Source organism: Atlantibacter sp. (assembly GCF_032062175.1).
In the GTDB taxonomy this organism is placed as follows: domain Bacteria; phylum Pseudomonadota; class Gammaproteobacteria; order Enterobacterales; family Enterobacteriaceae; genus Atlantibacter.
Map to the genome: position 1 here is coordinate 276,550 of NZ_DAMBQK010000001.1, position 13,705 is coordinate 290,254.

General features: G+C 54.7%; 13 protein-coding genes. 5 read left to right on the plus strand and 8 right to left on the minus strand.

What is annotated here, in order from left to right; all coding sequences use genetic code 11:
- Window position 1 precedes the first annotated feature (1 nt).
- Genes RT120_RS01280 through RT120_RS01300 form a run of 5 tightly spaced genes read left to right on the plus strand, consistent with a single transcriptional unit; the run spans window position 2 to window position 5,824 of the window.
- On the plus strand, window positions 2-2,518 hold the full coding sequence (locus RT120_RS01280) for a fimbria/pilus outer membrane usher protein (RefSeq protein WP_312978491.1): 2,517 nt from the start codon (window positions 2-4) through the stop codon (window positions 2,516-2,518).
- Complete coding sequence (locus tag RT120_RS01285) at window positions 2,515-3,861, plus strand: fimbrial protein (protein WP_312978493.1); 1,347 nt, start codon at window positions 2,515-2,517, stop codon at window positions 3,859-3,861. Before RT120_RS01280 ends, RT120_RS01285 begins: the two co-directional genes overlap by 4 nt.
- Window positions 3,833-4,537, plus strand: a complete 705-nt coding sequence (locus RT120_RS01290; RefSeq protein WP_312978495.1) for a molecular chaperone — start codon at window positions 3,833-3,835, stop codon at window positions 4,535-4,537. The genes RT120_RS01285 and RT120_RS01290 overlap by 29 nt, the downstream gene beginning before the upstream one ends.
- Before the next feature lie 53 nt (window positions 4,538-4,590).
- Window positions 4,591-5,364 (plus strand): transcriptional regulator, encoded by a 774-nt coding sequence (locus tag RT120_RS01295; protein ID WP_312978497.1) that lies wholly within the window; start codon window positions 4,591-4,593, stop codon window positions 5,362-5,364.
- Window positions 5,351-5,824, plus strand: coding sequence for a hypothetical protein (locus tag RT120_RS01300; RefSeq protein WP_312978499.1), 474 nt, complete (start codon window positions 5,351-5,353; stop codon window positions 5,822-5,824). The genes RT120_RS01295 and RT120_RS01300 overlap by 14 nt, the downstream gene beginning before the upstream one ends.
- On the opposite strand, the gene yegS is transcribed toward RT120_RS01300, so the two are convergent.
- From yegS to RT120_RS01340, 8 genes are all read right to left on the minus strand, one after another.
- A complete protein-coding gene (gene yegS, locus RT120_RS01305; RefSeq protein WP_312978501.1) occupies window positions 5,821-6,720 on the minus strand; it encodes a lipid kinase YegS in 900 nt (299 codons plus the stop codon). The two genes, RT120_RS01300 and yegS, sit on opposite strands and share 4 nt — an antisense overlap.
- A 253-nt stretch (window positions 6,721-6,973) precedes the next feature.
- Window positions 6,974-8,335 carry a tRNA 5-hydroxyuridine modification protein YegQ gene (gene yegQ, locus RT120_RS01310; RefSeq protein ID WP_312978503.1) on the minus strand — a complete coding sequence of 454 codons (1,362 nt, stop codon included), beginning with the start codon at window positions 8,333-8,335 and terminating at the stop codon, window positions 6,974-6,976.
- A gap of 206 nt (window positions 8,336-8,541) precedes the next feature.
- A complete protein-coding gene (locus tag RT120_RS01315; RefSeq protein ID WP_312978505.1) occupies window positions 8,542-8,985 on the minus strand; it encodes a Shiga toxin A subunit in 444 nt (147 codons plus the stop codon).
- Between the two features lies 1 nt (window position 8,986).
- A complete protein-coding gene (locus RT120_RS01320) occupies window positions 8,987-9,355 on the minus strand; it encodes a tlde1 domain-containing protein (protein WP_312978507.1) in 369 nt (122 codons plus the stop codon).
- On the minus strand, window positions 9,355-9,846 hold the full coding sequence (locus RT120_RS01325) for a type VI secretion system tube protein TssD (protein WP_312978509.1): 492 nt from the start codon (window positions 9,844-9,846) through the stop codon (window positions 9,355-9,357). Before RT120_RS01325 ends, RT120_RS01320 begins: the two co-directional genes overlap by 1 nt.
- 326 nt (window positions 9,847-10,172) lie before the next feature.
- A complete protein-coding gene (baeR, locus tag RT120_RS01330; RefSeq protein WP_312978511.1) occupies window positions 10,173-10,895 on the minus strand; it encodes a two-component system response regulator BaeR in 723 nt (240 codons plus the stop codon).
- Complete coding sequence (gene baeS / locus RT120_RS01335) at window positions 10,892-12,298, minus strand: two-component system sensor histidine kinase BaeS (RefSeq protein ID WP_312978513.1); 1,407 nt, start codon at window positions 12,296-12,298, stop codon at window positions 10,892-10,894. The genes baeR and baeS overlap by 4 nt, the downstream gene beginning before the upstream one ends.
- Window positions 12,298-13,704: an MFS transporter gene (locus tag RT120_RS01340; RefSeq protein WP_312978515.1), complete on the minus strand. Its 1,407-nt coding sequence runs from the start codon at window positions 13,702-13,704 to the stop codon at window positions 12,298-12,300. The genes baeS and RT120_RS01340 overlap by 1 nt, the downstream gene beginning before the upstream one ends.
- Window position 13,705: the final 1 nt, after the last annotated feature.

Consider the following 13,705-nt stretch of genomic DNA (forward strand, 5'->3'; position numbering starts at 1 on the left):
CATGAAGCTGGCAAAAATCGCCGCCTGCGTACTGCTGGGCGTGATGAATAACGCGTATGCAAAAGCCGCCGCCGGGCAGGATCAGGGTTTTACTTTCGACGCATCGCTGTTTTTAGGCAGCGGTTATGGTGAAGGTATTGAACGCTTTAACCAGGAAAACACCGTAGCGGCGGGCCGTTACAGCGTAGATATCTGGCTGAATAATCACTTTATCCGGCAGGATGAGATCCCATTTCAAACGCTGCCGTCCGGCGATGTGGTCCCGTGCCTTAGCGCGGCATTCTGGGAAAGCCAGGGGGTTACCGTTAAGCAGGATAGCGATATGAATTGCCTGTATCCGCAGGCAGTGGTGGATGGCGCGCGCTGGGATCTGGCGCTCGCGGAACTCAAGTTATCGCTGTTTGTGCCGCAGGCTGCGCTGCGTAAAGGCCCGGCGGATGCGGTGCCCGTTGCGCAATGGAATGCCGGGGAAAGCGTGTTGTTCACCAACTATAACGCTAATTATTACAGCAGCAGCGGCCACGGCAACCGCAGCGATTACGGCTGGCTGGGGCTGAACTCCGGCATCAATCTGGGCTTATGGCAGTTCCGCCAGCAGTCCTCGGCCAGCATCAGCCGCTATAACGATCGGCAAACTCAGAAATGGGACAACCTGCAAACCTGGGTGCAGCGCCCGATTGCCGCGTTGGGCAGTACATTAACCCTGGGCGAAAGCTATACCGCCGGGAATTTGCTGGGCAGCGTGGCCTTTACCGGCGTCAAACTCCAGACCGATGAGCGGATGCAGCCACTATCGCGGCGCGGCTACGCCCCGGAAATCCGCGGCACCGCAGGAAGCCCGGCGCGCGTCGTGGTCAGCCAAAATGGCCGCAAGATCTATGAAACCAGCGTGCCGGAAGGGCCGTTCCTGATCGATAACCTGGCGAATACCGCCTGGGAAGGCGATTTACAGGTCGATGTGATTGAAGCGCAAGGCAAGCGCAGCCAGTTCACCGTGCCGTTTGCTTCGGTGCCGCTTTCGATGCGCCCCGGCACGTGGCGTTACAGCAGTGTACTGGGGGTAGCGCGAGACTATCCGCATGTGAATAACCGTTTTGCAGATTTTACGCTGGAACACGGCTGGTCAAACACCCTGACGCTCAACGCCGCCGCCCGGACGGGAGACGATTACCAGGCGCTGGTGGTGGGGGGCGTGGTGGCGACCCGTTTTGGGGCTTTCGGCAGCGACGTCACCGCGTCTCGCGCCAAAATCGCCGGTCAAACCGAACAGGGATGGCGCTGGCAAACCCACTGGAGCCGCACCTTTGCGCCAACCGGCACCCACGTGGCGCTGGCGGGATATCGCTATTCCACCTCAGGCTATCGCGATTTCAGCGATGTGTTGGCGCAACGCCGCTGGCAGCATGACGCGAGCTGGCGCTCCGATTCCCTGAATCAGCGTAACCAGTTTACCGCCACGCTCAACCAGTCACTGGGCGATCTCGGCAACCTGTGGTTTTCTGGCTCGATGATGGATTACTACGATGACCGGGGCCGCTCGACGCAGTTGCAGATGGGCTACTCCACACAAATTGGCCGGGCGAACCTGAATTTCACCGTCAGCCGCCAGCAATCCTGGTGGATGACGCGCAGTGGCGACACCCGCGAGCGGTTGCGCGACGGGCAGAAGGAAAATCTGTTTACCCTGACGCTCTCATTGCCGCTCAATTTTGGCGAGCGCGACCATTATGTTTCCTGGTCTGCCAGCCGGTCCCGGCAGGCCGGGGCATCCAGCCAGGTATCGTTAACCGGCCCGCTGGATGAGAAAGAGACGCTCAGTTATGCCGTATCTGCGGGCTGGCAACAGGGGAAAGACGGCAACGCCGCCCAGAATAACTGGAGCGCAACGCTACAAAAGATGAGCAATTTCGGCACCCTGAACGGCAGCTATGCCCGGGCGTCGAATTATCAGCAGTGGTCCGGCGGCGTGCGCGGCGCGGCGGTGCTCCACGGCGGCGGGCTGACGACCGGACCGTGGCTCGGCGAAACCTTTGCTTTAATCGAGGCCGATGGCGCACAGGGCGCGCGCGTTGCCAGCACCCAGAATGCGGTCGTCGACAGTCATGGCTATGCGCTGGTGCCCTCTCTGACGCCGTATCGCTACAACACCATTAGCCTGGATAGCCGGGCGCTGGATAACCAGACCGAATTGCAGGAAAGCCAGCAGCGCATCGCGCCCTGGGCCGGGGCGGCCGTGAAGCTGAAGTTTGCCACCCTACAGGGCCATGCGCTGATCGTGTCCCTGAAGCCGGAAAGCGCGCAGGGCGTGGTTCTGGGCGCGGATGTCAAAGACAGCCAGGGCGCGATCGTTGGCATGGTGGGACAGGGGCTCCAGGCCTATGCGCGCGTTGCACAACCGCAAGGGCGCGTCACTATCTGGCGTGACGGCGGTAAGGCGTGCGTGGTGGCTTATCGCCTTACGCCAGCGCAAGTAAACCAACCGCTTATTTCATTAACCGGAGCCTGTGAATCGCCATGAAAAAATTGTTAACCGGCACGCTGTTGATGGTGGTATCCGGAGCCGCGACGGGTGCCTGCGAATACATTATCTACCCCTACAGCGCCAGCGCATCCGGGGCCATCGGCACTCACCGGCTGAGCAGCCCCAGCGACGGTATCGGCAGCAACTGGCGCGGGACGGCGGCGAATGATGCCCAGAATGGCCTGCTGCCTGGACTGTCGACATCAATCGACATCTCCAGCAACCACACTTTCCAGCCGCCTGGCACGATTTTGTCATCGGCAGGGGGCATTCCCTATACCGTTTTCGCCCATCGGGGCGGCTACGATCCTGAGCAGGTCTTTTTCCGCTGTACACCCGACACCGTCGGGCAACTGTTCGAAGCCTGGTCCACCAATGGCGATGACGCTTACGGCGGTATGTATGAAGCCACCGATGTACCCAACGCTTACCTGACGCTGGCGAAAAACGTGGCGCTGCGCCTGACGCATGAAGAAACCGGTTTACCTTTTCGCAGCGAATGGCAACAACGGGCAATGACTAATCTGGATACCGATGCCAATGGCAACTTCCTGATTAAAGCCAAAAACTTCTCGCCGATCCGCGCAGAACTGATTAAAACGGCGGACGAGCGCTATTACGCCAATACCGCCGCCAGCTTTAATTATAACGCCGTGGTAACGCCGACCGGCTATCAGGTGTTTCGCGGACCGGGCACGTTAAGCTGGAGCATTAAGATTGGTGAAAAGCACTATGGCGGCAACTGGTCCGGCTGGCCCAACGACTGGCCAGGTATCGTTTCGCTGTACAGCAATGGCATTGTGGTGCGGCGTTCGGCAATCTGCCAGATCCAGGATTTTACGCCGCTGGTGCTGTTCACCAAAATCACCGTTGCGGAACTGAACGCAGGCGCTTCACGCAGCACCAACTTTACGCTTAACTTCGCCTGCGAATCCGCCGTTGTCTCCGGCGTGGCGACCAATAAAAACAACGTTGCGCTGGGCTTTTTAGCCCCCGCCAGTAGCGTAGCGGCCGCCCGCGGTTTCAACCTGGTTAGCGGCAGCGCGGTCACCTGGTTGTTGGATGAAAACTACGGCGAGGCGGGACACGCGAAAGGCGTTGGCGTGCGGATTTACCGCAACGGTAGCCCGATGAATTTCCTGACCACCGATACCTCGGGTACGGGCAGCGCGGGCGGCTGGACCCCCGTTTTCGCCGGGGCGCCGTCCCTGACCAGCAGCCAGAATGGCGTGAATTACTATCAAGAAACGTTTGAGGCGCGGCTGGGGAGTTTTGGTGCCGATGCCCTGAGTGCCGGAACCTATCAATCTCATGCTCAAATTCTGTTACGTCTTCAGTAGCCTGATGGCGCTGTGCCTGCTGGTTAACGCAACCGGACACAGTGCGGTAAACGTCAACGCCTCGCGGGTGATTTTCAACCAGGGGGCGGCGCAAGCGGCGGTGGATCTGATCAACGACGGCGATTACCCGGTGGTGGTGCAGGCCTGGGTGGACGACGGCGATCCGCGTAACACCCCGGATAGCGCAAAAGCGCCGTTTGTGGTGTTACCGCCGGTGTTTCGGTTGAATATCGGGGAAAGCAAGTCGCTGCGTATATTGACCCACGGCAGCGGACTGCCTGCCGATCGTGAGTCGTTATTCTGGCTGAATCTTTATCAAATCCCCCCGGAAAGCCGCACAGAACCGGCTGGGGAAAAGCTGCGGCTGGCATTACGTACCCAGTTGAAAGTCATGTGGCGGCCTAAAGGCGTCGGCCCGCTTGATCGGAAAACAGTCGAAAAGCTGGCGTTTTATCGCCAGTCTGGTTCTATAGTCGCCATCAATGAATCATCATGGAACATTTCTCTTATGGATGTTCGGTATTCAAAATATTCATCACCTGGAATGGTGATTCCACCGTTCTCGCGAGCCGTAATAATGACAGCCATGTCTCCTGAGCCGTCGCAAAATAAGATAAACTTCTCGGTAATTAACGATGACGGCAATACGTGGGATTTTACGGCTCCCGTAAAGTGATCCCGCGTCTGGCGCTATTGTGATAGAAAACGATTTGCTAATCAGGGATTAAGATGACACAGGTCTATTTACTTAATGGAACCGTGGCCTTCTGGCCGCAAAAACATAAACTCGTCTCACAGGTAGAGGAGGGGAAAACGCTTGCCCTCAGTAATCCTGCCAGCCGCTGCCTGGATTTACTAATACGCCATCATGGCGAAGTCATATTACGCGACATTTTTTTTCAGCAGGTATGGATCAATAATGGCGCGCAAGTCACCAACAATACGTTCTACCAAAATATCTCATTGTTACGCCGGGCTTTTAAGGAATTTGGCTTAAATGAAGAATGGATTGTTACCGTCCCAAAGGTCGGTATCAAACTGGAATCCCAACTGCAAATTGATACGTGTGAAGAAGAAGATGAGCCGGTCCCGCCAGCTGCCGAGCTCGCGCGCAGTATACCCACCACGGCGGAAGTCACAAAACCTCCGGGGCTGTGGGGTAAAGTTTTCGCCGCATTGGTTGCTGTAGCCGTCTGCGCTGGAGTGGGGTTCTTTACCTGGCGGAGTACCCTCGATCTGCGTTTTCAGCACTATATCCTGCTGGAGAATCTTAACGGCTGCCATTTTTTTGGTAATCCAGATACCGTCGATTATAAAAAACATCAGCAATTTTCCCGCAATTTTATGCAGGATTGCCGTACCCGGCCCTGGGTATATTTATCTGCCTATAACAATTTTTCACGAATGTCGGTATTAAGCTGCCGCAACGCTTTTCATCTGTGGGGAAAAAATCAGTGCGTCATGCGCTATATATTTACGAGTACTAAAAATGACAATGCGTAATATTTTTATTTCATTGAGTGGCCTAATTTTTCTGGCAATCGTTACGGCGGGAGCGGTCTATGGTTGGCAATACTGGCAGCGCGAACATTTTAATTGTCTTGGCGAAACGCTTATTGAGCGACCGCCGATGAAAGCCAGTATGGCGGTGAAATATATATTTAACGGCGACACCGGTGTGGCGGTATTGCGCGGTGAAATTCAGCCAGAGAACGCGCCGGCCATAGCGGTGAACCATAATGTGTTTTTTAATTTTACCCGTAAAGGGAATGATTATTTTCTGATCTCAAAGGAAGTCACTTCATCAACGGGCAGCAGTACCGACGGAGCGGTGTTGGAAGCGACGCTGCCGCAGTTTTATCTTCATCCTGGGGTGACGTTTTATCTGAATATCACCAAAGTCAGTCACGACGGCTGGATGTTCTTTACCAGCCGTACGCCGTCTTTGTATTGTCGGGGTTAGCGTAACAGCGGGCAATCCGGCGGCAGCCGACACAGCAGCGCGCCGGGCTTCACTTCCAGGCGGAACTGCTGGCCGCTGAGGGGTTCGCCGTCCAGGTTAAAAGTCATTTCGTGCGGCGAGGTGATTTCAAACCACGAAGAAATGCCGTCCACAATATTCGGGCTATCGTCCGGGCGGGTAAGGGTGGTGAACAGCGCGGGCAGCAGCTCGTCGCCGGTAAAAATCCGCACCCGCAGTTGCCCGTCATTAATCAGGGCATCCGGGCAAAGCTGTTGGCCGCCCCCCGCCTGACGCCCGTTGCCGAAGCCAATAACCAACGCATCGCCCTGCCACTGGAAATTTTCGCCGCGAATTTCACAGCGGTCCGGTTGCAGGGTATCCATGCGCAACAGGCCATGCAGCAAATAGGAGACGCTACCCAGCGCGGCTTTTAACCTTTCCGGCGTTTCGGTGGTGATGCGGGTGCCGAAGCCGCCCGTCGCCATATTGATAAACGCCGCTTCGCTGTTTACCTCAACCAGATCGATGGGTGTTGCTTTACCGGCAATGGCGAGTTTTAGCGCTTTATCCAGCTCATCCGGTATGCCGGTGCTGGTGGCGAAATCATTGGCCGTGCCAAGCGGCACGATACCGAGTGCCGGACGTATGGCCGTATCGATACGTGAAAGCGCAGTTGCCACTTCATTAATGGTGCCGTCGCCGCCGCCTGCGATCACCGTTTCCACACCCAGCGCCACCGCTTCATTGACGAAGCGTTCAGCATCGCCTTTTTCCCACGTCACGCGAACATGCAGGGTAATGCCTTCTTCACGCAGCAGTTTAACTGCGCTTCGCAACAGGTCATTGCCTGCGCCTTTACCATTAAGAACCATCAGTGAAGCGGGGATGCTGTCCATGGGGTGTCCTGAAGTGAGTCAATCTTCAGGAAGTGTATCCTGGATAATAAAATTGCGTGTCAGAACGCACCGAAAGAGGAAGAAAAAAATAAGCCTGCGTAAGGGAGATTACGCAGGCTAAGGAGGTGGTTCCTGGTACAACTAGCATTTATGGGTTATGTTTTTCAGCGAAACGAATCATACCCGGATCGTTGGTAGCGGTATGTGATCTCTTTCTAAGATTCATCCTATGAGAAAAAATAACCTAAATGAATTACTTACCGTGAGGATTACGGGTGCTCTGACCGGTGAAATTGCGCATCAGCAGCGCAAATTCCAGCGCTAAATCCTGAGGAACCGGCATCCAGACGGTATAACCATCTCCCGGCGCCACGTCCATTTTTTCGCCTTTGGCGTTTTCCAGATGCTCAAGGGTGAAGTTGATGTTGCCCTGCGGGGTCATCAATTCCAGGCTGTCGCCAACCGAGAATTTGTTTTTCACCTTTACTTCCGCCAGATCACCGCGACGCTCACCGGTAAATTCACCGACAAACTGCTGGCGATCGGATACCGAGAAGCCGTATTCGTAGTTCTGGTAATCGTCATGGGTATGACGGCGCAGGAACCCTTCGGTATAGCCGCGATGCGCCAGGCCTTCCAGCGTCTCCAGCAGGGTAGGGTCGAACGGTTTACCCGCTGCGGCGTCATCAATGGCGCGGCGGTACACCTGGGCGGTACGGGCGCAGTAGTAGAACGATTTGGTGCGGCCTTCGATTTTCAGCGAATGCACGCCCATTTTGGTCAGGCGTTCCACATGCTGAATAGCGCGCAGATCTTTCGAGTTCATAATATAGGTGCCGTGTTCATCTTCGAACGCGGTCATGTATTCACCAGGGCGCTGGGCTTCTTCCACCATAAACACTTTGTCGGTCGGCGCACCGATACCCAGCGTTGGCTCGATGGTCTGCACCGGGATCGGCTCGTGGACGTGCACGATATTACCCACATCATCCTCTTTGCCTTCTTTGACGTTATATTCCCAGCGGCAGGCATTCGTGCAGGTGCCCTGATTCGGGTCGCGCTTATTGATATAGCCGGACAACAGGCAGCGGCCAGAGTAGGCCATGCACAGCGCGCCGTGAACGAAGATTTCAATCTCCATATCCGGCACCTGTTCGCGGATTTCGGCGATCTCTTCCAGCGACAGTTCGCGGGATAAAATCACTCGCGTCAGGCCCATTTGTTTCCAGAATTTCACCGTTGCCCAGTTAACGGCGTTGGCCTGCACCGACAAATGAATATCCATTTCCGGGAAGGCTTCGCGCACCATCATGATCAGGCCTGGATCGGACATAATCAGCGCATCCGGCCCCATGTCGATCACCGGTTTCAGGTCGCGGATAAAGGTTTTCAGCTTGGCGTTATGCGGCGCGATATTCACCACCACGTAGAATTTTTTGCCCAGCGCATGGGCCTCGTTGATGCCGAGCTGTAAGTTCTCGTGATTGAATTCGTTATTGCGCACCCGCAGGCTGTAACGAGGCTGGCCGGCATACACGGCGTCCGCGCCATAGGCGAAAGCGTAACGCATGTTTTTCAGCGTTCCCGCCGGGGAAAGAAGTTCGGGTTTAAACATGGTGTTCTCGTTCTGATGTCAGGTCAGAACCGCCTCACCGGGTGGGGCGGCTTGGGGGAAGGTTATCCCCACATTGAAGGCGGGAATTGTAGCGTCGGGAGGCGCTGAGGTAAAGCGCGGCGCGGGAGCGGGAGACTTAACGTTACGCTTAATAAATAACAAAAGCCCTGGCATTAACGGCAAGGGCTTTATTTTATACACATACCTTAAAATTCTCTGGATAGCGTAATATACCCGTTAAACCTTATTGAGCATTCATCTTTATTCATAAGGCTGGTTGCTATAAAAACAGCTTTCTTTTTGTCTTTGTTAAAGTAGGTGTATTGGGCGGTGATAGACTTGACTTCATTCTCATACAAACTGGAAAAGAAAATTCTGTTATAGGTATCCTCTGTTTTATCTTTTTCAGGATATTTATTGAAATCAATCCTTGCCAGATATTCAGCATATGTCTTAGATATTGGAGTGATGTCTAATACTTTTACTTGTGTTTTTTCGCGTGCAATAGTTGATGTGTCTATTTTTAATTGCTTTGATAATGCATCAAAAAGAGATATTTCCATTGAGGCACCGGCAGTCGCACATCCGTAATTTTTAGCATATGACAACATTGGTAAAAAAGTTACCAGGATAATCAACGATTTTTTCATGTTAATCCTCTACTACCAGTATTTTGTCTGTACTATCATTAATAATTTTACGTTCGGATAAATTTAAGATTATGCATCCATCAGAAGCATCTAAGGGGTGTGCAAGGCTATTCCCATGGATCATGAAACCATCGCGACCACACATCTGATTTTCGATAAAAGGTGTAAGCCTCATTGTGTAGGCTTTTGTTTTATGATGATAGAAAGCCGCCCCAATGGTATAAGTACCGCGCGGTATTGGACCTTTATTGCTGATACATTCATTAGCGGAATCATTCATGAATTCCGGCCTGCCTGAATATTCGGCATTAAACTTATATACACCATTCAGGTAGAAAGTATGTGCACTCACCTTATATACCCACGGCATTATGCAGCCTCCTTATTATTCCATGAGTCAGAGTGCATTATGTTTCCATCAAGATAATGCCATGTAATCCGCTCATAAGATAAATAAAACGCTTCAAGGTGGTTATGCTTTTCATAGGCAGGATTTTTAATATCCAGCATAAAAGGTTCAATTTCGTTCACCCTAACGTTTTCCATGGTCACTCGAAAATACTCTTCCTCCTGACCGTTATGGTTAATGCGATAAAATTTTAAAACGGCTTGTTTAAATTTTTTACCCGTCGATACGCCTTTATATAAATAAGGTGATGAACTATCAACTTCTTTGATTAGAAAATAATCATTATGTATGCGCTTGCTGGTGTTTCTACCCGTTTGATTATCTATAGGTAATTCCACGTTATGCATAAACTCGACTATTTCAATAGCGCCTTCACGATCTTTTACATCGACACAACCTTTTACCCTGTTGCCACCATCATCGTTCAACCATAAATAAACCGGGATCGCCATAATATTTCCTTAACTAACCAGAACCATAAAAAGAGCATTCGGCTCTCTTTCCGGGAATCCCTATGCTCATTACGAACCTAAACGAAAATAACACGGTGTGAGCAAGGGCTTGATAACTACAGGCGAGTGTAAAACGACCATTAATAATGTCACATATTGATGTGTGTTTTTTTAGATTTATTTGCGCGCGGATGTTTCAAAGATGGATGCCAATGATTAATTACACGTCATGCTGCTTATGAATAAATAAAAATACCTCCGTGTACCTTCAACGCAAATTGGTATCGAAGATGCCCATACTTACATGGGCATTATTGCGATGAGATTTACATTAAACGACAGGCGTCTGCTTCCCAGCGATACCCCACGCCGTACACTGCGCGGATAAACGACTGTTCTTCGTCGAGGGCTTCCAGCTTGCGGCGCAGGTTTTTAATATGGCTGTCGATAGTGCGGTCAGTCACCACCCGGTAATCGTCATACAGCTGGTTCAGTAACTGCTCGCGGGAAAATACTTTACCCGGCTCGTGCGACAGGGTTTTCAGCAGCCGAAATTCAGCGGGCGTCAGGTCTAATACTTTATTGCGCCAGCTCGCCTGGAAACGCCCTTCGTCTACCACCAGCGGGCTTTCGGCATCCTGCTTCGCCAGATCTTTTTGCGGTTTGCAGCGGCGCAGAATCGTTTTCACCCGCGCCACCACTTCCCGTGGGCTGTACGGCTTGCAGATATAATCATCCGCGCCAATTTCCAGCCCCAGCAGGCGGTCAATCTCTTCGATTTTGGCGGTGACCATCACAATTGGCACCTCGGAAAAACGGCGGATTTCCCGGCATAGCGTCAGCCCGTCGACGCCCGGCAGCATCAAATCCAGCAGGATCAGCGACGGCGGCGTCTGGCGCACATAATTTAATACCTTATCGCCATGATCGATAAGCGTCGGCGCATAGCCTGCCGCCCGCAGATAGTCGATTAACAGTTGCCCCAGCTTGGGCTCGTCTTCCACGATCAGTATGCGTGGCGTATTTTCATCTATCGGTAGCTCTGTCATGCGTCTCTCGGTAATTCGTCGTCGAGGGGTAGCGATACAGTAACGCTAATCCCCCCTAAAGGGGAGTGGTCGGCGCGCAGCGTGCCGTTATGGGCGGCGACGATATTAGCGCAGATCGCCAGCCCCAGCCCGGAGCCGCCGCTGGCGCGGTTGCGCGATCCTTCGGCGCGGTAAAAGCGCTCAAACAGCTTGCCGAGCTGCGCGTCGGTGACGCCGGGGGCGCTGTCGGAAAAGGCCAGCGCCAGGGTGTCAGTATCTATGCGCCCGTGGATCTGCAATCCGCCACCCGCATCGGTATAACGCAGGCTGTTCTCCAGCAGATTATTGAATAGCTGCATCAGGCGGTCGCCATCGCCAAACACCACCGCATTGTCGGGGAGCGACAGCGAAATCGTCAGCCCGCGCGCCAGAAAACGCTCGCGGAACGCGCCCGCCGCCACTTCCAGCAGGTTGACGATATCCACCGGCGCTTTCTGGTACGCCAGCGCGCCTTCGTCGGACAGCGAAAGCTGGTGCAAATCATCCACCAGCTTGGTGAGGGTGCCCACTTCCGCCTGCAACGACGCCACCGACTCCGGGGTAAACTGACGCACGCCGTCCTGAATCGCCTCCAGTTCGCCGCGCAGCACCGCCAGCGGGGTGCGCAGCTCATGGGAGATATCCGCCATAAAGTCGCGGCGCATCTGCTGGTTTTTCTCCAACGTACTGGCGAGCTGGTTAAAATCCTGGGCCAGTTTGCCGAGTTCATCCTGGCTGTTGGTGGTGACCCGGGTCGAGAAATTCCCGGCCGCCAGTTGATGGGTGCCTTCCACCAGCCGCTTAACCGGAGCCAGCAGACCGCGTGCCAGCAGCAGCGTGGCCGCCGCCGCCAGCAGCGTTGATAGCGCGACAATCAACCAGCTGGTGCGCCGCTGCTGTTTATCGAAATTGATATCGGTGGAGCGTGTCAGGCGCTCCACCGGTGAGGCGATCACCCAGCCGACGCTGGCGTTATTCACGGTAATCGCCCGGCGCATCCCGTCCGGCGGCACCGGCGAGCGCGGGCCAACCAGCACGGTCTGGTTTTCATCGACCACCCAGAACTGGGTGCGCCAACCGTGGGGCGGCAGACCGGTCGGGCGGCCACGCTCCTCGTCGGAATCCCGTTCGAGCGAGCGCAGGATTTGAAACACGAAGCGGTCGTTATGGCGTAAAAAATGCCAGTTGCCGTGTAGGGCATACTGCTCGCCCAGCGCGTCGCTCAGCAGTTCCAGACGCTGAGCGTTACCGTGTTTGATGTAATCAATAAAGCCGCGCTCAAAGCTAAACCGCACCGCCCAGTGCATGGTGATCAGCAACAAAATACAGGTGGCGAAAATCGCCAGAAACAGCTTTCCCGTAATGCCGGGCCGCCACAACTTCATTACTGACTCCTTCTGCGCCGGGCGATCACCACGTTTTTACGGGCATCGTCAGGAACGCGGGTAAACACCAGCGCGGGCAGCGCAATAATCACCGCCATGCTGAGATAGGTATAAAGAAACACGCTGTGCGCCGAGTCCGGCGTCAGATGCTGATGGCCGAACGCGCCGAGCAGTAGCCCGGCGACGGTGACGCCGAGGCTCATGGAAAGCTGCATCACCATCGACAGCAGGCCGTTGCCGCCGCTGGCAAGCTGATCGGGCAGATCTTTCAGCGTCAGGGTATTCATGGTGGAGAAGCGAATCGCGTTGATCACGCCCTGCAACAGCAGTACCACTGGCAATACCCAAATCCAGCCCAGCAGCGCAGTGCCCATAAACAGCAGCGTCACCAGCGCCAGCGCGAGAGTAGAGAACACCAGCACCCGGCGGTAGCCGACGCGGTTAACGATCTGCACCACGATGCGCTTAATCCCCATGCTGCCGAGCACCATCGGGATCATCATTAACCCGGCGTGAAACGGCGAGAATCCCAGGCCGATTTGCAAAAAAACTGGCGTCATAAACGGCAGCATCCCGCTACCGATGCGCCCGACTAAACTGCCCAGCAGCCCGATGGAAAAACTGCGCGTCTGGAACAGCTCCAGCCTGAACAGCGCCCGCTCGTTGCCCTGGGCGTGTTTGATGTACAGCCCCAGCGCCAGCAAACCGCCTGCCGCCATCAGGCCGATCCAGGCCACAGAGATGCCGAGCGTTTTTTGCCCGTCCAGCGCCAGGGTTAACGCCGCCATCCCGAAGGCCAGCAGCAGGAAACCGGAGAAATCGAAGCGCCGGGTTTGCATGGTGTAATTGGGCATCAGCCACAGCGTGGCGATGGCACCGACAATCCCCACCGGCAGGTTAATTAAAAAGATCCAGTGCCACGAGGCGTATTCCACCAGAATACCGCCCAGCGCCGGGCCGAGCAGCGGGCCGATTTGCCCCGGCAGGGTAACGAAGGTCATGGCCGCCATATACTGCTCGCGCGGCACGATTTTCATCACCGTCAGCCTGCCTACCGGCACCATCATCGCGCCGCCGATCCCCTGCACCACGCGCGCCATAATCAGCCCGTCCAGCGTGCTGGCCTGGGCGCAAAACAGCGAGCCAAGCGTAAACAGCACGATGGCGCTAAAGAAGATATTGCGTACCCCCACGCGGTCGGCGAGCCAGCCGCTGGCAGGCAGCATCACCGCCACCGTCAGCACATAGGAAACAATCACCATATGCATATGCAGCGGATCTTCACCAAGACTCCGCGCCATCGAGGGCAGGGCGGTGTTCACAATGGTGGTATCCAGCGTTTGCATAAAGAAACCAAACGCCACAATCCACAGCTGCCAGCGTACGCTTTTGGGCAATTCCGTCATC